A 23111-nucleotide genomic window follows, 5' to 3' on the forward strand; every position below is an offset into this window, starting at 1 on the left:
CGGTTCTGACGTGCGAGTACCCTCAGTTACCGTGCTTGTTCTCGCCATCGACACGTCCACGCCTGCCGTGACCGCCGGAGTCGTCCGGGTTTCGGCCGATTCCGCATCGGTGGAGGCGGTGCACACCCTCGCGGTGCGCGTGACGGTCAACCCGCGCGCCCACGCGGAAGTGCTCACCCCGCACATCCTCGAATGCCTCACCGAGTCGGGGCACGTCGCCGCGGACCTCGACGCAGTGGTGGTCGGCGCCGGACCCGGGCCGTTCACCGGACTGCGCGTGGGGATGGCCACGGCCGCCGCGTTCGCCGACGCCCTCGGCATTCCGGCCCACGGCGTGTGCAGCCTCGACGCCATCGCCGCGCAGGTGGACGGCGACCGGAATCTGCTCGTCGTCACGGATGCACGGCGGCGTGAGGTGTACTGGGCGCGCTATTCGGCAGGGGTGCGGGTAGAAGGTCCCGCGGTGGTGAAGCCGCGCGAACTCGAGCCGATGCCGTCCGAGGTGGTGGCGGGATCGCCGTCACACGTCGACTTCTTCGATCTCCCTGTCGAGCCCGTGGAAACACCATCGCCCGCAGGACTGGTCGCGGTGGCCGCGGAGGCCCTGTTCAGTGATGCGGCCCCGGCGGCGCTCGTACCGCTCTACCTGCGGCGCCCGGACGCGGTCGAACTGGCGGACCGGAAGAAATGACTTTCCGCATCGAACCGATGGCGGCCGCCGACGCCGAACGGTGCGCGGAGCTCGAGACACTCCTCTTCGCCGGTGACGGACCCTGGAGCGCACGCGCATTCAGGGCGGAACTGGCCGCCCCGCACGTGCACTACACCGTGGCGCGGGACGACACCGGCCACGTCGTCGGGTACGCCGGAATCGCCCTGCTGGGTGACGGTTCACATCCCGAATCCGAGATACACACGATCGGAACGGATCCGGCGTGTCAGCGCCGGGGGATCGGCGGCGCTCTCCTCGACGAGCTCCTCCGAGTAGCCGACACCCGGGGTGGCCCGGTGTTTCTCGAAGTGCGCACCGACAACGACGCGGCGATCGCCCTCTACCGACGTGAAGGATTCGAGATCGTGGGAACCCGTAAGAAGTACTACCAACCGAGCGGTGCGGACGCCTTCACGATGCGTCGCCCCGGATCGGGTGAGGAGCCGGTGCAATGATCGTCATGGGGATCGAAAGCTCTTGTGACGAGACCGGAGTCGGCATCGTCCGGTGGAACGGTGACGGAACGTGCGAACTCCTCGCGGACGAGGTCGCATCCAGCGTCGAAGAGCATGCACGGTACGGCGGGGTGGTGCCGGAGGTCGCGTCCCGTGCGCACCTCGAGGCGATCGTCCCGACGATGCGGCGGGCCCTCGCCGCTGCCGGGATCGCCAAGCCGGACGCTCTCGCCGTCACCATCGGACCCGGTCTGGCCGGCGCCCTGCTCGTCGGTGTCGCGGCCGCGAAAGCCTATGCGGCGGCGTGGGACGTCCCGTTCTACGCGGTGAACCACCTCGGCGGTCACGTCTCGGTCGACACCCTCGAACACGGACCGATGCCGCCATGCGTGGCACTGCTCGTGTCCGGTGGGCACACCCACCTCCTGCACGTCGAGGATCTTGCGAAGCCCATCGTCGAACTCGGCACCACCGTGGACGACGCCGCCGGCGAAGCCTTCGACAAGGTGGCCCGCCTCCTCGGCCTCGGATTCCCCGGTGGCCCCGCTCTCGACGCCGCGGCGCAGGACGGCGACCGCAACGCCATCCCCTTCCCGCGCGGTATGACCGGGCCCCGGGACGCCCGGCACGACTTCTCGTTCTCCGGGCTGAAAACGGCTGTCGCACGGTACGTGGAGTCCAAGGAGCGGGCAGGGGAGGTGTGCTCGGTGCCGGATATCGCCGCGAGCTTCCAGGAGGCGGTGGCGGACGTGCTGACGATGAAAGCGGTGCGGGCAGCCCGCGACGTCGGCGTGGACACGCTGGTTCTCGGTGGCGGCGCCACGGCCAACTCCCGCATCCGCGCACTCGCCGAGGAACGTTGCGCCGACGCCGGACTGACCCTGCGGGTACCGAAACCGCGCCTGTGCACCGACAACGGAGTGATGATCGCCTCGCTCGGCGCGCATCTGATCGCCGGCGGCGCCGCGCCGTCCCTGCTGACCGTGGCCAGCGACCCCGGACTGTCGGTGGCGACCAGTCAGGTGTTCAGCTGACCGGAATCGTGACGGTCTGCGTGGCCGGGGGAGTGAGCGCCTCACCGGGCTGAGCACCACTCGGTTGCGACGCATCGGGACTCGGAGCGACCGTGCCCGGCGCCGGCACCATCGGGAAGAGTCCCTCGGGTGTCGCGGGTGTACTGGGTTCCGCGGGAGCGGCGGGCGTCTCCGCAGGCGGCGGTGCCACCTCGGGAACGTCGGGTGCGGGCGCGACGGGGCTCGGTTCGTTCGGCGTGGATTCCCCCGGAACCTGCGGCCACAGCGGCTGAATCGCGGGCCATTCGATGTGCGGCCACGAGGGCTGCGGCGGGTTCGTTCCCGGCAGCGTCGGACGCGGCGGCGCCGTGGGTGTCGGCACCGGGGTGGTGGTGCGCGGTGTCGTGGTCTCGCTCGTCGAATCGGGCGTCTGCTCGGAGGTCCGGTCCGTTTGCGGTTCGGACGTGGGCGGCGCAACCTGATTCGGGTAGAACTCCGACGTCGGCGTCGGATCGTACGACGGAATCCGCGTGGCGGGAGGTTCGTCCGTTGTCGTTGTCGTGACCTGCTCGGTGGTCTGGAACATGTCGGTCCCCGCGGGGGAGACATTGGGATCCGGCGCGGGCGCGAGTTCCTTGACGCCGTAACCGAGAACGAGACCTCCGACCACGAGGGCGCCGACGAGTGCCCCCGACACCTTGGCAGCCGAACCGGGGCGGTTCGACTCGGTGGCCGGGTAGTCGCGGATGGCCGAGGAGACGGCGAGCAACGCCGCACCTTTCGCGGTCGCCGTGTCGGGTTCGGGCATCACGACAACCCGTGCGGCGAACGCGTCGGCGACGGCGGAAGTGATCGCGGGAATGTTCGCGCCACCACCGACGAGGGCAAAGGCGTCCGGTTGACGTGGGGAGTCGGCGACGGTGGCGCGGATGAACTCCACCGCGACCCGGACAGTGGGTGCGGCGATCTCGTCGAACCTGGTGCGGCTGATCTCGATCGGGCGGATGCCCTGCAGGTCGATGTCGACGTGTGCGTTCGGCTCCGAGGACAACTGCTCTTTGGCGACGCGGCACCGCGCCGAGAGCAGGTCGCGGTCCAGGTGCCGCAGGGGATGCGGGGTCGAGAGGCTGCCGACGACGTGGTGGAAGACGAGGTCGTCGATTCCGGTGCCGCTCACGCGGCTCGTGCGGTCGGTGTGCAGAACGGTGCCGTCGACCTGATCGACGACGGCGACGGACAGTCCGGACTCGCCGAAGTCGACGATCGCGACCGTGGCATGCTGGGCGACCTCGCCGGTGTGCCGCAGGTAGGTGAGCGTGGCGGCGGTCTCGGGCACGAGATGCACGCGGTGCCGCTGCCTGCTGACGGCGCTGCGGATCGAATGCGCCTGTTCCGCCGTGCGGTACGCGACGGCGAACGCGTCGGGAGTGGTGGGGTCGGCAGGGACCTGGGTGGTCATCAGCGAGATCGACGAGCGGACCAGGTCACCGAGGTCGGTGTGCGCCTGATCGGCGGACAGGTAACGGAACTCGACGTTCTGCGAACCGTTCGAGGCCGTGGTGACGAGGGCGGAACCCACACCGGACGCACCGGTGGACATCCCCAAGGACATCCCCATCACACACCCCCTCACGTTTTCGACGCGTGACCTGCCATCTCTGTCGGAACGCCCTGTTCAGCGGGGAATCCCTGCCCGTTGAATCGGCGACTGTTATCTGAACGTTACAGAAAACAAACGGATTTCGCTCCCGACTTTCGGCCGCAGAAGACGAGGATGGCGCTCGATATCCGGTCTCACCTGCACAGTTGTCCAAAGGAATCTCATGCGACGCGCCAGCGATTTTCGCAACCTCACGAGACGCGAGCGCCGACGGCTTCTGCTGCGTGCACTTCTGCGCCCATTGGTCACTGTCGTCCTGTGCCTCGTGGTCTACTTCGCCCTGCCGTGGACCTCGTTCGGGGACATGTCGGGTGTGTTCTTCCTGGCCGGCGGTTTGCTCGCGGTCGCGGCGGTCGCGGTCTGGCAGATCCGCCGGATCGTCCGGTCCGACGTACCGGCGCTCCAGGCGATCGAGGCACTGGCCCTGATCCTGCCGCTGTACCTGCTCGGATTCTCGGCAGGATATTGCCTGATGTCCGAAAGCGATCCGGGTTACTTCTCCGAACCCCTCACACGCATGGGTGCGTTGTACTTCTCGCTCACCGTCTTCTCGACCGTCGGGTTCGGCGACATCGCCGCGACGACCGATCCGTCGCGAGCCGTCGTGAGTGTGCAGATCATCGGAAACCTGATCCTTCTCGGCGTCGGCATCCGCGCGGTCGTCGCGGCCGTCGACTGGGCCCGCAGGCGCCGGACCTAGCGACCCGACGCCAGTACCAGTTCGACGTTCCGGTCGGGTGTCCCGCCGAGCAGGTCGGGGTCGGCGTGAATGTCGTTGAACGACAATTCCCGGTACAGCGACGCCAACCCGAGCGGTGAGAGATCGGTGTGGTCGACGGAGTAGGGGCTGTCGGCCTCGAACAGCGTCGTGAGCAGCGACACGGTTCCGTCGACGTTGTCGACCACCTCGACGATCCGTCCGTGCTGGGGGAAGTCGATGTGCGAGGCCGTGTTGATCTCCCAGAACGATTGTTCCGGAGTCGATCCGGGCCACGGTGTGATCCGGTTCTCGTGGGTGTGTCCGTTGACCCAGGCGAGGACGTTCGGGAATCGGTGCAGCAGATCCACCAGTCGCGAACCCCGGATCCGGGGTTCCGCCGGGGCGGAGGGGTCGGGGACGACGTTGTCCATGCTGCCGCTGGTGTGGTGGCTGAACAGGACGAACCAGGTGTCGCTGCGTGCCTGCGTCACCGGATTGCCGGCCGTGTCGAAGTACCGGCTGCTGCCGGCCACCAGAGTGTCCTCGATCCACCGGAACTGCGCCGCACCGAGCGAGCCGTCGACGAACCCCGCCCGGTTGGTGGAATCCATGCTGATGCCGACCACGCCGGGTGCGATCTCGAACGAGTAGTAGCCGATCCCGGTCTCGCCGGCGTCCGGTGCGAAACCGTGGCCGACCGGTCCGGGGCCGGTGTTGGCCGGGTCCAGGTGGGCGGCGATGAACTGGCGGGGAGTGAACGGGGCGCGTGCGGGGTCGGGTGTGACGACCCGCGCTGGGGTCGTGATCGCGGACAGGGCGGCGGGAATGGCGCCGGGATCGAACCTGGTCGCGATGTCGACCGCCTTCGCCTCTTCCGGCGATCCCGGGACCTCGAACTTCAGAGAACCGGTGTACATCGCTTCGAGCGGTGGGATGCCGCTCGGGACGGTGCCCTGCACCGAGTCGTCGTGATTGCCGAAGACGCAGTACCAGGGGGTGCGCAGGCCGGGGCTCGTGACGGGGGCGATCGCCGCGCCGAGCAGGCCGGGTATCTCGGGGAACCCGGCCTTCTTGTACATGTCCTGGAGGGAGGACTCCGGGTTCCAGTACAGTTCCGCACCCGAGTTCTGCACGCCTTCGTAGCGGTCGGGTGCGCCCGTGTTGGGGACGATGGTGCCGCCGTTGAGTGCGGTGAGGAACCAGCCGAGTTCGGCGAACTCCTTGTTGTCGGTGTTGTCGCCGGTACTCACGACCGCGTCGAACGGGCGCTGGGTGTGCGGGCCGGACGCGAGCGCGTTGACGCGTGCGACCAGGGCGACGAGGCCCTGTGCGGTGAGTGTCTCGTGCGGGCGGAACGCGGAACCGGTGAAGGGGTGGACGTATTCGAAACGCATCGGGGACTGGGCGTCGACCAGGTGGACGTCCGTGAGCTGGACGAGGGAGGCGAGGGCGGTGCGCCGGTCCTCGCGCCCGCTGCGCGCCTCGGCGAGTTCGGTGCGGACGATCGTCGGCCACCCCGGTCCCGCGCCGAGCCTGCGGTAGCCGGAGCTGCCGAGGGGGACGGCCACCGCTTCGAGGGTGGTGCCGGCCCCGGACGTGGGAAGAGGCGCCGCGCCCGCGTACTGCAACCCCCACGGGCGTGCTCCGAATCCCACTGTCCCGATCGCCCCGAGTCCGGCAAATGTCAGGAATTTTCGCCGATTGATGTCAGACACCAGACGAACCTTAGGTGACGACCCGTGAGACAGGCCGACATTCGGTCGGCGCGGTTTACCACCCCCTTCTCCTTGAGCGTTGGCACTCTCACGTATAGAGTGCCAAGTGGCGCCGATCGAGCTCCGGCACCCGCGACGACGGGGCTGTGTGAAGTGCCGTAAACGGAACACTCAAACAGGAGTCCGGAGAAGTCTCCGGACCCGCATACCCCAAAGTGGAGGGCTCATCGTGGCGAGCGTCAACATCAAGCCGCTCGAGGACAAGATCCTCGTCCAGGCCAACGAGGCTGAGACGACGACTGCCTCCGGCCTGGTCATTCCCGACACGGCCAAGGAGAAGCCCCAGGAGGGCACCGTCGTCGCAGTCGGCGAAGGCCGCGTCAACGAGCAGGGCAACCGCATCCCGGTCGACGTCAAGGAGGGTGACACGGTCATCTACTCCAAGTACGGCGGAACCGAGATCAAGTACGCCGGCCAGGAGTACCTGATCCTGTCGGCACGCGACGTGCTGGCTGTCGTCTCCAAGTAAGCCATACGTGATCCGCCCCGGAGTCCCCACAGGATCCCGGGGCGGAGTGCGTTCACGCGCGTAACCCTGAGATCCAGGAGAAGACAGAACACATGTCCAAGCAGATTGAGTTCAACGAGGTCGCACGCCGGTCTCTCGAGCGTGGAGTCGACAAGCTTGCCGACGCGGTCAAGGTGACCTTGGGTCCGCGTGGCCGCCACGTAGTGCTGGCGAAGGCCTTCGGCGGCCCGACCGTCACCAACGACGGCGTCAGCATCGCCCGGGAAATCGAGCTCGAGGACCCGTTCGAGAACCTCGGCGCGCAGCTCGTCAAGAGCGTCGCCACCAAGACCAACGACGTCGCAGGCGACGGAACCACCACCGCGACCGTGCTGGCTCAGGCCATCGTGCGGGGCGGTCTGAAGAACATCGCCGCGGGTGCGAACCCGATGGCGCTCGGCATCGGGATCAACGCCGCGGCCGACAAGGTCGTCGAGGCACTCCTCGCCGCCGCGAAGCCGGTCGAGGGCAAGACGTCCATCGCCCAGGTCGCGACCGTGTCCTCGCGTGACGAGGAGATCGGCGAAATGGTCGGCGAGGCGCTCACCCGCGTCGGCACCGACGGCGTCGTGACGGTCGAGGAATCCTCGACCCTGGCGACCGAGCTCGTGATCACCGAGGGTGTCCAGTTCGACAAGGGATACCTGTCGCCGTACTTCGTCACGGACCTCGATGCACAGAAGGCCGTGTACGAGGACGCTCTCGTGCTGCTGTACCGCGAGAAGATCACGTCCCTGCCCGATTTCCTGCCGCTGCTGGAGAAGGTTGCCGAGAGCGGCAAGCCCCTCCTCATCATCGCGGAGGACGTCGAGGGCGAGGTGCTCTCGACGCTCGTGGTCAACTCCATCCGGAAGACCATCAAGGCCGTCGCCGTCAAGGCGCCGTTCTTCGGTGACCGCCGGAAGGCGTTCCTCGACGACCTCGCCGTCGTCACCGGTGGCACGGTCATCAACTCCGACGTCGGCCTCACGCTGAAGGACGCCGGGCTGGACCTGCTCGGCAGCGCACGCCGCGTCGTGGTCAGCAAGGACGAGACCACGATCGTCGACGGCGCCGGAACCGACGACGACATCAAGGGTCGCGTCGCGCAGCTGCGCCGCGAGATCGAGAACACCGACTCCGACTGGGATCGCGAGAAGCTCGAAGAGCGTCTGGCGAAGCTGGCCGGTGGCGTCGCCGTCATCAAGGTCGGCGCGGCCACGGAGACGGACCTCAAGGAGCGCAAGTTCCGCGTCGAGGACGCCGTCAACGCCGCGAAGGCTGCTGTCGCCGAGGGCATCGTCCCCGGTGGCGGTTCCGCCCTCGTCCAGGCGAGCACCGAGCTGGCCGACAACCTCGGTCTGACCGGTGACGAGGCCACGGGCGTCAAGGTCGTGCGCGAAGCACTGCAGGCGCCGCTGTACTGGATCGCCAGCAATGCCGGTCTCGACGGTTCCGTCGTCACCAGCAAGGTTGCCGAGCAGCCCAAGGGCCACGGTTTCAACGCCGCGACCCTGACCTACGGCGACCTGCTCGCCGACGGTGTCGTCGACCCCGTGAAGGTCACCCGCTCCGCGGTCGTCAACGCGGCTTCGGTCGCGCGGATGATCCTCACCACGGAGAGCGCCGTGGTCGAGAAGCCGGCGGAAGAGGACGAGCAGCAGACCGGTCACGGGCACAGCCACTAGGCTCTGCCGTCGCGACCGATCGGCTCCGATCGTTCGAGCGAAGAAACCCCCGTGCGGATCACCGCGCGGGGGTTTCTTCTGCCGGCAGGCGCCGGCTCAGCTCAGTTGCAGCACCGCGAACGGTTCCGACGTCGGCTGGGGTGATCCTCCGGGCGGTTCGACGGTGACGGCCAGCTTCGACATCGACCCCACGTCGTCGAGGACGATCGTCGTGGTCGGCTGCACCTCTCCGGGAGAGAGGGTTCCCGCGGGCACGGGCGCGTCCCCGGACGCCGGCATCAGCCACAGCTGGTACACGGTGTCGGCGCTGGGCGGGGCGACACCGTCCAGCACGAACACCACCGCGTCCTGCGACTTCGAGTAGTTGGCGGTCGCGGACCCGCCGGCCGCGATCGCACTCGTCGACGAGTGCACGTCGGAGGCGTCGAGAACCTGCTCCGCCACGGTCGGCGCCGGACCTTCCGTGAGCTGCCGGACGATCACCGTTCCGCCGGCGAGCACCCCGACGGCGGCGGCGGCGGCGACGGCGACCTGCCAGCGGCGCCGGCGGGTGCGGCGTTCGGTGAGCGATGTCGGCCCGGACGCGGATTGCCTGACCTCGTCGAGGACTCGCGTCCGCACCCGGGGCGGGGGGTCGACGGCTCCCACTGCACTCACCACCGCGAACGCTTCGCGGATCCGCCGGACCTCGTCGGTGAACGTGGAGCGGGTGTCCTCGTCGGTGGTTGCGAGATCGGTGTCGAGTTCGCGGCGCTCACTGTCGTCCAGTGCATCGAGTGCGTACGGGTAGGCCATGCCCACGAGTTCGTCGTTCATGTCACAGACCCCCCAGGCACCCGCGAAGACGCGTCAGTCCGTCACGGATGCGCGTCTTCACCGTGGACAGGGCGACCCCCAGCTGGGAGGCGACCTCCCGGTAGGTGCGGCCGTCGTAGTACGCCATCGCGACGGACTCACGCTGCGTGTCCGTGAGCGAGTCCAGGCAGGCGAGCACCGATTGATGCTCGAGCCGGCGGGTCACCTCCTCGGTGACGTGGTCGAACGGCCCGGCGATGTTGGTGGTCTCGTAGAGCGTCTCGCGGTCGGTGCCCGCCTGCTCCGACCGCACGCGGTCGACCGCCCGGCGGTGCGCGAGCGTCATCAGCCAGGACAGTACGGAGCCGCGGGCCGGATCGAAGTTCGATGCGGTGCGCCACGCCTGGAGGAAGACCTCCTGTGTCGTCTCCTCCGCGTACCCGGGGTCGCGCAGGACCCGCAGAACCATGCCGTGTACCCGGGCGCTCGTCCGGTCGTAGAGTTCGGCGAACGCGTCGGCGTCCCCGTTCGCGACGCGGGCCATGGTGTCGTGGAGCTCGGTGGATTCGGTGGTTCGGGCCCGGTGTGCCCCGGCTGCGTCCGCCGAGCACACGTCGGCCGCTGGAGTGTTGCCCTCGGGGTTCGTCACCGGAGGTCGTCTCGCTTCATCGAGAACCACGGTAGCGTGCACATCCACTCATCTCCTCCAGCCGGTAGGCATTCGGAGACCGCGTCGCGGTGGATGGGTGTCGAGGGTGTCGATGTGACGCGGGGAACCCCCGCGCGGCGACGAGGGTTCCCCGGTGAGTGTGGTGAAGCGGTCAGACGGCTATCCGGCCGCGTCTGTGCCGGGCGTGCATCTCGCGTTCCGTTTCGGACATTCCGCCCCAGATCCCGTACGGCTCGGACACGCTCAGCGCGTGATTGCGGCACTGGGCGAGGACCGGGCAGCGTCTGCACATCTCCTTCGCGCGGGTCTCCCGCTGCGCGCGCGCCCGGCCACGCTCTCCGTCGGGATGGAAGAACATCGAGGAGTCGACCCCGCGGCACAGTCCGTGCATCTGCCAATCCCAGATATCGGCGTTCGGGCCGGGCAGGTGGTTGGGTGCAGGCATGTGGACTCCTTAGCTGCAAGCTCGCCTCGGGCGACGAGCGGACCGTGGGCTCGTAGGTACGTTCAAGCCACTAATCATTCACGTCGCTAACCGTAGAGTCGGTTGTGAAATCGCGTCAATAGTTGTTCACAGTGGCGATTTACATATCCCACGAGCTGAAAGTTAACCTGGAAAATATTTACTTTCCCGCGGTTCCGTGATTCCGTTTCGGGTTGAAAGACCCCCGGTCACGGGCGACGATGTGCGGGTGCCCCAGCCCGCGGAGCCTCACACCCAGCCCCCTTCCGGACCCCCGGACGAGGGACCGACGATCTCGGTATCCGCCCTGGCCAGAAAGCTCGGGGTCGCTCCGTCGACGCTCCGCACCTGGGACCGCAGATACGGCATCGGACCCTCCGTGCACGCGCAGGGAAGTCACCGGCGATACACGCCGCGCGACGTCGCCCGGCTCGAATGCATGCAACACGCTCTGGACGGTGGTGCAAACTCCGCGGAGGCCGCGAGATATGCGATTAACGCAATGGCTACATATTCGTCAGAAAGCGACCACCGACCGGGTGTGAAAAATCTGGGTGACAACTCGGTGAACGGGACGGAAACAGACCCGTCGAACCTTTTGTCATCCTTTTCCGGCCTCGGCGGCGCCGAGGCGTCCGTCCGGAATTTATCGGGTGCGTTGCTGGCGCGAGACGTCGTGACAATCCGGCGGATCGTCGTGCGGGCCGTCGCGGAGCGGGGATTCAGCTCCATGTGGACGACCCTGGTCGTTCCGGTGCTCGAATGGGCGGACGAGGGCAGGAATTCGGAGGCTGCGGCTGCGAGTGTCCGCGTATTCGCCGAGTGCGTCGCAGGAATCCTGTCCACGATGACGCTGGACGCGCCGATCGGCGGTGGTGGCCGTGTCCTGCTCGTGCACGTGCCGGCGGATCTATCGGACTCAGTTCCCGCTGACCCGTACAGCCTCGAATTCCGGGCCCTGGGCGCCGCCCTGGCCACGGCCGCGGTGGACACGCGGATCGCGCTGCCCCTGTGCCGGTCGGCGCTTCTCGCTGCCGTGACCAACGCCGAGCCGGACGCGATCGTCCTGTGGTTTCCCGCCGCCGGATGCGACCTCCCGCCTCTCCTGCGGGCGATCCGCCGCAGGCGCACCGGGTTGACGATGCTCGCGGGCGGCCCTGGATGCCGGACGCAGTCGCTGCCCCGATCGATCGCGGTGCTGGGCACGCTGGACGAGGCCGTGGACGCCGTCACCGCGGTCACCTGACCGCGGGGCGGCCGGACGATGCGATGATCTCGGCGTGCCCGACTCCAGTCTCCGTTCCGACGCCACGAATTCGTTGATCCGCGCGGCTTTCGGCGCCGACCCGGGCGCGTGCCCGCTGCCGGCGTCCGACGTTCCCGTCGAGCGCTGGATGCGAGCGGTGGCGTGGGGTGCCCGGGGGCACTACGCCCGATCCCGCGCAGAGCTGGACGCACTGACGCGGGGCGGGGTGGCCGAGCCTGCGGTCGTCTCGCTCGCCTGGAGCACGCAGGCGTCGTTGCTGAGGCAGCTCGGCTGGCACGGTGTGGCGTCCGGGTTCGACGGCCGGGCTCTCGCCGCCGTCGGGACGCGTCCGGGCGACGAGGACGGCGTCCTGGTTCGCGAAGCGCGGTGCGACGCGCTGACGGGGCTGGCCGCCGACGCGCTGGGGTGCGGCCGGCTGGCACTGGGCCGGCGGCTTCTCGGCAGGTGCTCCGAGCATCTGGACGAGCGTGCTCCCGACGAGCTGTGGCGCCAGCGCGTCCGCAGGCACTGGGTGAGTGCGGAGTTGTTTCTCGCGGGCGGAGACTTCGCCTCGGCGCGCCGCCACGCCGAGACCGCTGCGGAAATTTCGGAGGCCGCCGGATCTGCGCGACACCGCGTCAAATCGGATCTGCTGCGGAGCGCGTCCATGACGGGGGAGCCCGATTCGGGTCCGGCGGCGCGGCTTGCCGCGGATGTGCTCGACCGGTGCGATCGGTACGGCTTGATACCTCTGAAGTGGGCAGCTGCGATGTTGCTGAGTGGTGTGACATCCGACTCACCTGCGGAGGCCGTGCGTACGGAGTGCGAAGCCGTCATCAGGGCGCGAGGTGGGCGCTTCCGAATCTGACTCCGCTGGTCGAGCCCCGTGCGGCCCGGTTGCGCGCGAATCGCTGCGAATCCGGGCGAATACCGTTCGGTCCGCACCGTTACTCTTGGAGTGTTCCGCTGAGAGCGGGAGCACACCCATCGGGGGAGGTGCCACTGTAACGCCAGGATATTCAGCAACGATGACTAATACGAGCGAGGAGTTGGACTCCGCAGTCGCCGCTGCAACGCAGGGTGACCGGGCCGCTTTAGCTCTGGTCCTGGAAAACATTCGGCCCTTGGTTGTGCGTTACTGCAGAGCCAGGGTCGGTGCTGCGGAGAGGGGACAACTCTCCGCGGACGACGTGGCACAAGAAGTGTGCCTCGCCGTGATGACGGCCTTGCCTCGTTACGAGGATCAAGGCCGGCCGTTCATGGCATTCGTCTACGGGATCGCCGCGCACAAGGTCGCCGACGCGCATCGGAACTCCGCCCGTAACAAGTCGGAGCCCGTCGCCGAAGTACCGGATGTCGTAGCCAACGATGACGGACCCGAACAGAGGGCGCTGGACTCGGAAGCAAGCAGGCAGATGAACGAACTGCTGAGCACGCTGCCGGAGAAGCACCGGGAGATCTTGATCCTCCGCCTCGTGGTCGGTATGTCAGCCGAGGAGACGGCCGCGGCCGTGGGTAGTACTGCGGGAGCTGTCCGCGTGGCTCAACACCGAGCCATCGCGAAACTGAAAAAAGAAGTGACGAGGGCAGGTGAGAGGTTTGGCTAGGGGCATCAAGCGCAACGGCAATCCCGATGCCGATCTCCCAGGAGACGACGCACCGGTGGACGTCGCGGCAGTGCGCCGCGACGACGCTTTGATCGACGCGATCGCCGGCGGCGGTCCCGTCGCAACGGATTCGCCGGAGCAGTACGAGCTCGCGCTTCTGCTGACCAATTGGCGCGCCGACATCGTGGCGACGCCGATGCCGACCGGGCCGCTGCTGGACGACGTGATCGCGGCGATCGACGCCTCGGACGCCCGTTCCGCACGCAGCGCTGCCCGCAGCAAGCTCCGCTTGTTGCGACCCATCGCAGGCGCTGCCGCCGCGATCGCGGTCGTCATGGGTGGCGCGACCATCTTCTCGTACAACGCCGCACCCGGCGATCCGCTGTGGAGCGTCAAGTCGGTCGTGTTCAGCCAGCAGGCCGATTCGACCGTCGCACAGATCGACACCACGTCGCAGCTGCAGGAGGCCGAGCGGCTGATCGCCTCGGGCGACGCGGAGGCGGCGAAGAACCTGCTCGAGGGCGCCGCCGACCGTTCCGGCGGGGTACGCGACGCCGACATGCGCAACGAACTCGACGTGTGGCGGGCGAAGCTCGCCGCGGAGGTCGAGAAGATCGCTCCCACCACGCCGCCTGCGACGACGACGCCCGGTACCACCACGACGGATGCGCCGACGCAGGCCACCGAGTTGCCGGCCACCGTGCCGGGCACACCCGGTTCGACGACACTGCCGGGAATCGAGCAGTTGCCGGGAACCCTGCCGACGGATCTGCAGATTCCGGGACTGCCGCCCATCCCGCTGCCACAGCTGCCCACGCTGCCGCCGCCTCCGCCCGAAACGGTGCCGCCCATGAGCCCGGATCCCACGATCATGTTGGTTCCGACGCTGCCCTCGGACACTCCGGCGACGGAGCCGTCCACCCAGCAGCCGCCGCAGGAGCCCTCGACGGTGCCGCTGCCCACCACCACGACCCCGGTCCCGGTGCTACCGCCCACCAGCTAGCGGTTCGGCGGCCCTCCCGCACAGACCACTGTGGCCCGACACTTCGCGTGTCGGGCCACAGTGGTCTGTATCGGGTTGTGCCGGATCAGGCGTCGAAACCGTCTCCGTGCAGAGCGTCGTTCATCGAGGCGTCCGCGTAGCCGCGGCAGTAGTCCCAGGTGACGTATGCCTCGGGTGTCGGGTCGTAGGCGGGCTCGTGCGGGCGCACGGTGCCGTCGACCAGAAGCTGGAGGAGGTTGGCACGAAGCATGTCCCAATCGTGGTAGTGATCTTGCTGGCAGTCTTCGCAGCAGACGACGAGACCGCGGATCCCGCGATGTGCCAGCAGCGCCTCGTACACGGCGAGGTCGGCCAGATCTTCCTCCACGGCGAGACGCTCGTGGGGGTCGAGTGGTTGGCCCGGTTCGATCGCGTCGAGAGCTGCGGACGGGTCGGCGGGGTCGCCGGCGAAGGGGTCCGGGGGCAGACCTGGAGGCAGTTGATCGCGCACAGCACCACGGTACGCAGGTCAGCCCGGTCTGCGCCAGCCGTTCGGCGTACGCCCAGCGTGGGTGGGCTCCGTGGTGATCGCGTCGAGCCGATATCATGGTTTGTGGAGCTGGGAATATCGATCGTCGCTCCGGCCTTTTTCTTGTATCCGTGTTCCCGAAAGTTTCCACCAGATCGAAGATCTGAATGTCCACAGACGGCGCCACCGGCGCCGCACCTATGTTCCATGGAGGGCCCGAACCGCATGACAAGTTCAGCAGGGCATGTACACACCGGCGGTGACGACCCGAACAAGGTCGCGATGCTGGGTCTCACGTACGACGACGTCCTGCTCTTGCCGGCGGCGTCGAATGTCATCCCCGGCCAGGTCGACACGTCCAGCCAGCTGACCAGGGACATCCGGCTGCGAGTGCCGCTCGTCAGCTCCGCGATGGACACCGTCACCGAGGCGCGGATGGCCATCGCCATGGCCCGCGCCGGTGGCATGGGCGTCCTGCACCGCAACCTGTCGGTGGAGGCCCAGGCCGGGCAGGTGGAGACGGTCAAGCGGTCCGAGGCGGGAATGGTCACCGACCCGGTCACCTGCAAGCCGTCCGACACTCTCGCCGAGGTCGACGCCAAGTGCGCCCGCTTCCGGATCTCCGGACTTCCGGTCACCGACGAGGCGGGGCAGCTCGTCGGCATCATCACCAACCGCGACATGCGCTTCGAGGTCGACCAGAACCGCGCCGTGTCCGAGGTCATGACGAAGGCCCCGCTGATCACCGCGCAGGAGGGTGTCACCGCGGAGGTGGCGCTGGGTCTGCTCCGCCGCCACAAGATCGAGAAGCTGCCGATCGTGGACGGTCAGGGCAAGCTCACCGGCCTCATCACGGTCAAGGACTTCGTGAAGACCGAGCAGCACCCGGACGCCACCAAGGACCGCGACGGCCGGCTCCTCGTCGGTGCCGCCGTGGGTGTGGGTGACGAGGCGTGGAGCCGCGCAATGGCTCTCACCGACGCCGGAGTGGACGTGCTCGTCGTCGACAGCGCCCACGGTCATTCGGCCGGCGTGCTGGACATGATCTCGAAGCTCAAGGCCGAGGTTGACGAGCGCGTGCAGATCATCGGCGGCAACGTCGCCACCCGCGGCGGTGCGGCCGCTCTCATCGAGGCAGGTGTGGACGCGGTCAAGGTCGGTGTCGGCCCCGGCTCCATCTGCACCACCCGCGTCATCGCCGGTGTCGGCGCCCCGCAGATCACTGCGATCCTCGAAGCGGTCGCCGCAGCCAAGCCGCACGGTGTGCCGGTGATCGCCGACGGTGGACTGCAGTTCTCCGGCGACATCGCGAAGGCCCTGGCGGCAGGCGCGTCGACGGCCATGCTCGGTTCGCTGCTCGCGGGCACCGCGGAGTCGCCGGGCGAGCTGATCCTCGTGAACGGCAAGCAGTACAAGAGCTACCGCGGCATGGGTTCCCTCGGCGCGATGCAGAGCCGTGGCGCCGCGAAGTCGTATTCCAAGGACCGCTACTTCCAGGACGACGTGCTGTCCGAGGACAAGCTGGTTCCGGAGGGCATCGAGGGCCGGGTCGCGTTCCGCGGTCCGCTGTCCCAGGTCACCCATCAGCTCACGGGCGGTCTGCGGGCCGCCATGGGCTACACGGGAGCGTCGTCGATCGAGGAACTGCAGAACGCGCAGTTCGTGCAGATCACAGCTGCGGGTCTGAAGGAGAGCCACCCGCACGACATCACGATGACGGTCGAAGCTCCCAACTACACCGCTCGCTAGCAACCAGTCACGATTCACGAGAAAGGGGCGCGCGTGCGCGACCTCGTTGAGATCGGCATGGGCCGAACAGCCCGACGAACCTATGAGCTGGACGACATCGACATCGTCCCCTCCCGCCGGACCCGCTCCTCCAAGGAGGTGTCGACGTCCTGGCAGCTCGACGCATACCGGTTCGACATTCCTGTGCTGGCGCATCCGACCGACGCGCTCGTGTCGCCGTCGTTCGCGATCGAACTCGGCAAGCGTGGTGGCCTCGGGGTCATCAACGGTGAGGGTCTGTGGGGCCGGCATGCGGACGTCGAGGCGAAGCTCGCCGAACTCGTTGCGCTGGCCGAGTCGGACGTCGACGTCGAGGCGCCGATCAAGAAGCTGCAGGAACTGCACGCCGCGCCGTTGCAGCCGGGGCTTCTGGCTGCTGCCGTGGCCCAGGTCCGCGACGCAGGTGTCACGACCGCGGTTCGGGTCAGCCCGCAGAACGCCCGGGCGCTCACCCCGCAGCTGCTCGAGGCGGGCATCGACCTGCTGGTCGTGCACGGCACGATCATCTCCGCCGAGCACGTCGCGCACGGCGACAGCGAGCCGCTGAACCTCAAGACGTTCATCTCCGAGCTCGACGTCCCCGTCGTGGCCGGTGGGGTGAGCGATCACCGCACCGCGCTGCACCTGATGCGTACGGGCGCGGCCGGTGTGATCGTCGGATACGGCTCCACCGAGGGCGCCACGACCACCGGTGAGGTGCTGGGCATCGGTCTCCCGATGGCCACGGCCATCGCGGACGCCGCTGCTGCTCGCCGTGACTACCTCGACGAGACGGGTGGACGCTACGTCCACGTTATCGCGGACGGCGACATCACCTCCTCGGGCGACCTCGCCAAGGCGATCGCCTGTGGCGCGGACGCCGCAGTCCTGGGCGCACCGCTGGCCGTCGCGGCGGAGGCTCCCGGCGGCGGCTGGTATTGGCCGTCGGCCGCGGCGCATCCCTCGGTTCCGCGCGGCACGATGCTGCCGGTCTCGTTCGGTGACCGTCCGTCGCTCGACCGCGTCCTCACGGGTCCGTCCGACGACCCGTTCGGTTCGCTGAACTTCGTCGGCGGGCTGCGCCGCTCGATGGCGAAGTCGGGGTACTCGGATCTGAAGGAATTTCAGAAGGTCGGCCTGACCGTCCGCGCCTGAGGCGTCCGTTCGCCGCCGCTTCTCTCGTCGCCCAATGTCACATCGGTGCAGTTCAACTGCACTGGTGAGGCATTGGGCGACGTGCGTATGCGGTATCGCGACCGTTCCTGATACCTCTCGTTACAGTTAGGTGACCCTTGTGGCAGCTGTCACAGCCGCGGGGTGCATACTGGCGAGTAATAACTCAGGTGTCGTTGGAGGTCGAGTGATGAGCAAGCAGCGCGCAACGGAGTACGACGTCCTCATCGTCGGATCCGGATTCGGTGGCAGTGTCACCGCACTCCGATTGGTCGAGAAGGGCTACAAGGTCGGCATCCTCGAGGCGGGCCGTCGCTACGCCGACGCGGACTTCGCGAAGACCAGCTGGGATCTCAAGAAGTTCCTCTGGGCGCCCGCCCTCGGTTTCTTCGGCATCCAGCGCGTCCACCTGCTGCGCGACTGCCTCATCCTCGCCGGCGCCGGCGTCGGTGGCGGTTCGCTCAACTACGCGAACACGCTCTACAAGCCGCCCGCCTCCTTCTTCCAGGACAAGCAGTGGTCGCACATCACCGACTGGCACGACGAGCTCACGCCGTACTACGAGCAGGCCCGGAAGATGCTGGGCGTGGTCCAGAACCCGCACATGACCCCCGCCGACGAGATCATCAAGTCGGTCGCGGAGGACATGGGGGTGGGCGATACGTTCATCCAGACCCCGGTCGGTGTCTTCTTCGGTGAAGCGGGCAAGACCGTGCCCGACCCGTACTTCGGCGGCGTCGGCCCCGACCGCACCGGATGCATCGAGTGCGGCGAATGCATGACCGGATGCCGGCACGGCGCCAAGAACACCCTGCTCAAGAACTACCTGGGTCTCGCGGAGAAGGCGGGCGCCGAGATCATCCCGATGACCACGGTCACCGGTCTGCGCGAGGCGTCCGACGGCACCTGGGACGTCTTCACCCGGCGCAGCGGGCCGCGGAAGAACCGGAACCGCAAGACATACACCGCCGCGAACGTCGTCCTGGCCGCGGGCACATGGGGCACCCAGCATCTGCTGTTCGACCAGAAGGAGACGGGCGCGCTGCCCAAGATCTCCGACCGGCTGGGCGTGCTCACCCGCACCAATTCGGAGTCGATCCTCGGCGCCGCCAAGAACAAGGTGGACCCCGCGCTCGAGCTCACGAAGGGCGTCGCCATCACGTCGTCGTTCCACCCGACGTCCGACACCCACGTCGAGCCGGTGCGCTACGGCAAGGGGTCGAACTCGATGGCGCTGCTGCAGACGCTGCTGACCGACGGCGGCGGCCGGCGGTGGATGACGTTCCTCAAGGAACTCGCGAAGGATCCGAAAGCTCTGAAGGTCCTCACCCCGTACAAGTGGAGCGAGCGCACCATCATCGCGCTGGTGATGCAGAACCTCGACAACTCCATCACCACGTACACGAAGAAGGGCCTGTTCGGTCGGCGCAAGGTCACCAGCAAGCAGGGCCACGGCCAGCCGAACCCCAGCTGGATCCCGGCAGGCAATGAGGCGACCCGCCGGATCGCGGAGAAGATCGACGGTCGCGCGGGCGGCACCTGGGGCGACGTGTTCAACATCCCGCTCACCGCGCACTTCCTCGGTGGCTGCACGATCGCGTCGGAACCGTCGAAGGGCGTCATCGACCCGTACCACCGCGTGTGGGGTTACCCGACGCTGAGCGTGGTCGACGGGTCGGCCGTGTCCGCGAACCTGGGCGTCAACCCGTCGCTGACGATCTCGGCGCAGGCCGAGCGTGCGGCCTCGTTGTGGCCGAACAAGGGCGAGGAGGACCTGCGTCCGGCGCAGGGCGAGGGATACCGGCGCCTGAACCCGGTCGCCCCGGTCGCACCGGTCGTCCCGGCGGGGGCGCCCGCCGCGCTGGTGCTGCCGATCGTCGAGATCCGCAACAGCTCCGTGGTGCCCGACGCGCAGAAGCACGGCGTTGCATAGGGCGCGAGAGGGCCGGGTCATGGGGTCGCGCAGACCACAGAGCTGCGCCGATTAGACTGACCCGGTGGCAGATATCGAGCAACAGAGACCGGTCCTCGTCGTCGACTTCGGCGCGCAGTACGCGCAGCTGATCGCCCGGCGGGTGCGTGAGGCCAAGGTCTATTCCGAGGTGGTTCCGCACACCGCGACCGTCGAGGAGATCGCGGCCAAGAATCCCCTTGCCGTGGTGCTGTCGGGCGGGCCGTCGAGCGTCTACGCGGACGGTGCGCCGCAACTCGATCCGGCACTGTTCGATCTGGACATTCCGGTGTTCGGCATCTGCTACGGATTCCAGGCCATGGCGGGCGCACTCGGCGGGACGGTGGCACACACCGGCACCCGTGAGTATGGCCGCACCGACCTGAAGGTGCAGGGCGGTCTGCTGCACGAGGGGCTGCCGTCCAGTCAGCCCGTGTGGATGAGCCACGGCGACGCGGTCACCGAGGCCCCGGCCGGCTTCGAGGTGACGGCCACGAGCGAGGGCGCACCCGTCGCCGCGTTCGAGGACCGGGCCCGCAAGCTCGCGGGTGTGCAGTACCACCCGGAGGTGCTGCACTCGCCGCACGGCCAGCAGGTGCTCAGCCGGTTCCTCCACGAGATCGCCGGCATTCCTCCCGCATGGACGGCCGCGAACATCGCCGACGCCCTCGTCGAGCAGGTCCGCGAGCAGGTCGGCGACGGCAAGGCGATCTGCGGGCTCTCCGGCGGTGTCGACTCCGCTGTCGCGGCGGCGCTCGTGCAGCGCGCCATCGGCGACAACCTGACGTGTGTGTTCGTCGATCACGGTCTGATGCGGGCGGGCGAGCGTGCCCAGGTCGAACAGGATTTCGTTGCCGCGACCGGCGCCAAGCTGATCACGGTCGACGCCGCCGACACCTTCATCGGTGAGCTGGCGGGGGTGTCCGACCCGGAGACCAAACGTAAGATCATCGGCCGCGAGTTCATCCGCAGCTTCGAGGGCGCAGTCAGCGACGTGCTGGGCGAGAACGCCGCGCACGGCGACACGGTCGAATTCCTCGTGCAGGGCACGCTGTACCCGGACGTCGTGGAATCCGGCGGCGGCACCGGCACGGCCAACATCAAGAGCCACCACAACGTCGGCGGACTGCCGGAAGACCTGCAGTTCACGCTCGTGGAGCCGCTCCGCCTGCTGTTCAAGGACGAGGTCCGGGCGGTGGGACGCGAGTTGGGTCTGCCCGAGGAAATCGTGGGACGCCAGCCGTTCCCCGGCCCCGGGCTGGGCATCCGCATCATCGGCGAGGTCACGCAGGAGCGGCTCGACATCCTGCGTCACGCGGATTCCATTGCGCGCGAAGAGCTGACGGCCGCCGGGCTCGACGGTCAGATCTGGCAGTGCCCCGTGGTGCTGCTCGCCGACGTCCGCAGCGTCGGCGTGCAGGGTGACGGACGCACCTACGGTCACCCGATCGTGCTCCGCCCCGTGTCCAGTGAGGACGCGATGACCGCGGACTGGACGCGACTGCCCTACGACGTTCTCGAGCGGATCTCCACCCGGATCACCAACGAGGTGCACGACGTCAACCGTGTCGTGCTGGACATCACGAGCAAGCCGCCGGGCACCATCGAGTGGGAGTGACGCACTGTGCGCGGTGAGTGAGTCCGAGGACTCGCTCACCGCGCACGTGCGGTTGCGTCTCTACTTCCGCCGGTTGGGTGCGAACACGAGCACCACGCCGACCAGCACCGCGATCACCACGAACAGCCAGCGGAACCCGACGTTCGCGAGCGGTTCCAGCGAGAACGGCCCCGCGAGCGCCCAGCCGCTCACCAGGAGTGCTGCCAATCCTGCGAGGATCAGTAGTGGCGACGGGCGCTTCCGCGTCCGGGTCTGTTCGCTGCCCTGAGTGTCGTCGATGTCATCCACGGCGCACCTCCACACTTCCGAATCGGACATCGGCATTGAGGGTCAGGACGTGACCGTCCGTGCCGTCGACGCCACCGTCGAGGCCCTCCGGGAGACACTGCGCGTCGCCGAACTGCGCGGTGCAGTGGTTCTCGACGTTCATACCGGGCGGCAGGAGCACCACGACCTCACCGAACTGCCCACTGACGTCGACCGTCTTGTCCTCGGTGAGAGTGACGTTCCGGAGGTCGAGCGTGAAGCTGCCGAATCCGCCGGAGTAGGCGGGCTCGATGGCGGCCGCCGTCGCCGGGTTCCAGATCCGATCGCCCATGTTCTCGCTGTTCAGGTCGAGTGAACCGACGATCGAGGCGAGGATCACGAAACCGATCAGCGGGCCGGCGACGACGAGAAGTCCGTAGCCCTTGCGCAGAAATCCGCCGATCAGCAACCCCACTCCGATGACGGCGAGCGCAACGGCGCCGATGCGACCGGGGTTCAACCAGTCGGATCCGGTGGCGACCGACAACGCGGTCGCCGCCGCGGCCGCGAGGATCGCCAACCCGATCACCATCGTCGTCAGGCGGGAGTGGGTGCGGTCCGGTTGTACTGCGGGAGCGGTGGTCCTGGCCGGTTCGGGCAGATCCCATGCGAACGGGGCGACCCCGAGCGGGTCCCACGCCGGCGGTCGCGGTTCGAGCGGCGCGAACGGGGCCGAGGGTGCGTCGACCTGCGGACCCGGGGGTGGGGACTTCTCGAACGACACCGGATCGGATTGGGCGGCAGCAGCTTCGGGCTTCAGTGCCTCCGTGGGTGCGTCGGCCGGCTTCTCGCCGGAGGCCGGCGGCGTGCTCGGCGTGTAGGAGTCGGGAAGTTTCGTGTACGGACCGTACGCACCCGGACCGTAGGCACTCGGACCGTACGTGCCGGGGCCGAACGGGTTGGCGCCGAACTGACCGGGCGAGAAACTCGTCCCGGGATACCCGGTCCCGACACCCGGGGCAACGGCGCCGGCGGGCAACGGTGGGGGTATCGGCTGCCGCTGATACAGCAGCCACAGGCCGCCGAGCATCAACGCCATGCTGACCAGGCCGGAGCCGCCGAGGCCGACACCGAAGGGGCCGACGGTGCTCAGCGCGATGGCCAGTGCGGCGAGAAGGACGATGGTCTTGGTGCCCGAGTCGGAGCTGTGACCGCGTCCCACCAGCGACTCCGCGGGGGAGGCCGGGTCGCCCGATTTCGTGAGGGCGAGCCAGCACGCCAGGTAGAGGAGCACGCCGGCGCCACCGAAGATGGTGGACACGACGAAGGCGACTCGTATCAGTACGGGATCGACGCCGTAGCGGTAGCCGATTCCCGCACAGACACCGGCGACGTGACCACGGCCCGGCAACCGCACCGGCCGGGTCCGCCACAGATCCTGTATCTGCTCTTGGAAGCTCCCATTGCTCATACGACCATCGTTCCGGTCGGCGCGGCGCGCGTACATCGGGAACTACCCTGATCTTTCCGGTCGAGGTGGGCCGGAACGCGGGCCGAAGTCAGGGTTGGACCCT

General features: G+C 68.2%; 22 protein-coding genes and 1 pseudogene. 15 read left to right on the plus strand and 8 right to left on the minus strand.

The genetic code is table 11. The features are described from left to right. The first annotated feature begins 31 nt into the window (after positions 1-31). Genes tsaB through tsaD form a run of 3 tightly spaced genes read left to right on the plus strand, consistent with a single transcriptional unit; the run spans position 32 to position 2201 of the window. Positions 32-691, plus strand: coding sequence for a tRNA (adenosine(37)-N6)-threonylcarbamoyltransferase complex dimerization subunit type 1 TsaB (gene tsaB / locus QM693_RS21505; protein WP_280782659.1), 660 nt, complete (start codon positions 32-34; stop codon positions 689-691). Further along, positions 688-1167, plus strand: a complete 480-nt coding sequence (rimI, locus tag QM693_RS21510; protein ID WP_283353389.1) for a ribosomal protein S18-alanine N-acetyltransferase — start codon at positions 688-690, stop codon at positions 1165-1167. The genes tsaB and rimI overlap by 4 nt, the downstream gene beginning before the upstream one ends. Further along, on the plus strand, positions 1164-2201 hold the full coding sequence (gene tsaD / locus QM693_RS21515; protein WP_009479398.1) for a tRNA (adenosine(37)-N6)-threonylcarbamoyltransferase complex transferase subunit TsaD: 1038 nt from the start codon (positions 1164-1166) through the stop codon (positions 2199-2201). The genes rimI and tsaD overlap by 4 nt, the downstream gene beginning before the upstream one ends. Here the strand turns inward: tsaD and QM693_RS21520 are convergent. Further along, positions 2194-3798, minus strand: coding sequence for a DUF7159 family protein (locus tag QM693_RS21520; RefSeq protein WP_283353390.1), 1605 nt, complete (start codon positions 3796-3798; stop codon positions 2194-2196). The two genes, tsaD and QM693_RS21520, sit on opposite strands and share 8 nt — an antisense overlap. Positions 3799-4003: 205 nt before the next feature. Here QM693_RS21520 and QM693_RS21525 point away from each other — a divergent pair, with 205 nt between their 5' ends. Continuing rightward, the gene (locus tag QM693_RS21525; RefSeq protein ID WP_283353391.1) at positions 4004-4540 is read left to right on the plus strand and encodes a potassium channel family protein; all 537 of its coding nucleotides are present in this window, start codon (positions 4004-4006) and stop codon (positions 4538-4540) included. Here QM693_RS21525 and QM693_RS21530 read toward each other — a convergent pair. Next, a complete protein-coding gene (locus tag QM693_RS21530; RefSeq protein WP_283353392.1) occupies positions 4537-6255 on the minus strand; it encodes a TIGR03767 family metallophosphoesterase in 1719 nt (572 codons plus the stop codon). The two genes, QM693_RS21525 and QM693_RS21530, sit on opposite strands and share 4 nt — an antisense overlap. Before the next feature lie 229 nt (positions 6256-6484). Between QM693_RS21530 and groES the strand changes: the two genes are divergently transcribed. Further along, positions 6485-6784, plus strand: coding sequence for a co-chaperone GroES (groES, locus tag QM693_RS21535; RefSeq protein WP_003940763.1), 300 nt, complete (start codon positions 6485-6487; stop codon positions 6782-6784). Positions 6785-6876: 92 nt separating this feature from the next. Beyond that, positions 6877-8490, plus strand: coding sequence for a chaperonin GroEL (gene groL, locus QM693_RS21540; protein WP_105412619.1), 1614 nt, complete (start codon positions 6877-6879; stop codon positions 8488-8490). A 96-nt stretch (positions 8491-8586) separates the two neighbouring features. Here groL and QM693_RS21545 read toward each other — a convergent pair whose 3' ends face one another. The 3 genes from QM693_RS21545 to QM693_RS21555 all read right to left on the minus strand — a co-directional run bounded on the left by QM693_RS21545 (position 8587) and on the right by QM693_RS21555 (position 10400). Beyond that, positions 8587-9306: an anti-sigma factor gene (locus QM693_RS21545; RefSeq protein ID WP_283333003.1), complete on the minus strand. Its 720-nt coding sequence runs from the start codon at positions 9304-9306 to the stop codon at positions 8587-8589. A gap of 1 nt (position 9307) precedes the next feature. Continuing rightward, a complete protein-coding gene (locus QM693_RS21550; RefSeq protein ID WP_283333004.1) occupies positions 9308-9934 on the minus strand; it encodes a sigma-70 family RNA polymerase sigma factor in 627 nt (208 codons plus the stop codon). 172 nt (positions 9935-10106) lie between these two features. Continuing rightward, a complete protein-coding gene (locus QM693_RS21555) occupies positions 10107-10400 on the minus strand; it encodes a WhiB family transcriptional regulator (RefSeq protein WP_005239766.1) in 294 nt (97 codons plus the stop codon). 247 nt (positions 10401-10647) lie between these two features. On the opposite strand from QM693_RS21555, the pseudogene QM693_RS21560 reads away from it, so the two are divergent. The 5 genes and pseudogenes from QM693_RS21560 to QM693_RS21580 all read left to right on the plus strand — a co-directional run. Continuing rightward, a pseudogene (locus tag QM693_RS21560) lies at positions 10648-10896 on the plus strand (MerR family transcriptional regulator); the annotation flags it as partial. Between the two features lie 120 nt (positions 10897-11016). Then, positions 11017-11664 (plus strand): transcriptional regulator, encoded by a 648-nt coding sequence (locus QM693_RS21565; protein ID WP_283353430.1) that lies wholly within the window; start codon positions 11017-11019, stop codon positions 11662-11664. Between the two features lie 34 nt (positions 11665-11698). Then, positions 11699-12532, plus strand: a complete 834-nt coding sequence (locus tag QM693_RS21570; protein WP_283333005.1) for a hypothetical protein — start codon at positions 11699-11701, stop codon at positions 12530-12532. Positions 12533-12692: 160 nt separating this feature from the next. Further along, a complete protein-coding gene (locus QM693_RS21575; protein ID WP_005239770.1) occupies positions 12693-13271 on the plus strand; it encodes a sigma-70 family RNA polymerase sigma factor in 579 nt (192 codons plus the stop codon). Further along, positions 13255-14274 (plus strand): anti-sigma-D factor RsdA, encoded by a 1020-nt coding sequence (locus QM693_RS21580; protein ID WP_283333006.1) that lies wholly within the window; start codon positions 13255-13257, stop codon positions 14272-14274. The genes QM693_RS21575 and QM693_RS21580 overlap by 17 nt, the downstream gene beginning before the upstream one ends. An 85-nt stretch (positions 14275-14359) precedes the next feature. Here QM693_RS21580 and QM693_RS21585 read toward each other — a convergent pair whose 3' ends face one another. Beyond that, complete coding sequence (locus QM693_RS21585; RefSeq protein ID WP_005239778.1) at positions 14360-14764, minus strand: DUF5319 domain-containing protein; 405 nt, start codon at positions 14762-14764, stop codon at positions 14360-14362. 243 nt (positions 14765-15007) lie between these two features. On the opposite strand from QM693_RS21585, the gene guaB reads away from it, so the two are divergent. The 4 genes from guaB (at position 15008) to guaA (ending at position 21291) form a co-directional block, all read left to right on the plus strand. Then, positions 15008-16531: an IMP dehydrogenase gene (gene guaB, locus QM693_RS21590; RefSeq protein WP_037244801.1), complete on the plus strand. Its 1524-nt coding sequence runs from the start codon at positions 15008-15010 to the stop codon at positions 16529-16531. A gap of 33 nt (positions 16532-16564) precedes the next feature. Then, complete coding sequence (locus tag QM693_RS21595) at positions 16565-17704, plus strand: GuaB3 family IMP dehydrogenase-related protein (RefSeq protein WP_005257142.1); 1140 nt, start codon at positions 16565-16567, stop codon at positions 17702-17704. A gap of 208 nt (positions 17705-17912) precedes the next feature. Beyond that, the gene (locus QM693_RS21600; RefSeq protein ID WP_283333007.1) at positions 17913-19655 is read left to right on the plus strand and encodes a GMC family oxidoreductase N-terminal domain-containing protein; all 1743 of its coding nucleotides are present in this window, start codon (positions 17913-17915) and stop codon (positions 19653-19655) included. 64 nt (positions 19656-19719) lie between these two features. After that, entirely contained in the window at positions 19720-21291 is a 1572-nt protein-coding gene (guaA, locus tag QM693_RS21605; protein ID WP_005570997.1) for a glutamine-hydrolyzing GMP synthase, read from the plus strand. 60 nt (positions 21292-21351) lie between these two features. On the opposite strand, the gene QM693_RS21610 is transcribed toward guaA, so the two are convergent. After that, positions 21352-21579: a hypothetical protein gene (locus QM693_RS21610; protein ID WP_283353393.1), complete on the minus strand. Its 228-nt coding sequence runs from the start codon at positions 21577-21579 to the stop codon at positions 21352-21354. Beyond that, a complete protein-coding gene (locus tag QM693_RS21615) occupies positions 21572-23044 on the minus strand; it encodes a PspC domain-containing protein (protein ID WP_283353394.1) in 1473 nt (490 codons plus the stop codon). Before QM693_RS21615 ends, QM693_RS21610 begins: the two co-directional genes overlap by 8 nt. Positions 23045-23111: the final 67 nt, after the last annotated feature.

The organism is Rhodococcus sp. IEGM 1305 (assembly GCF_030058635.1).
GTDB classification, from domain to species: Bacteria; Actinomycetota; Actinomycetes; order Mycobacteriales; family Mycobacteriaceae; genus Rhodococcus_F; species Rhodococcus_F opacus_D.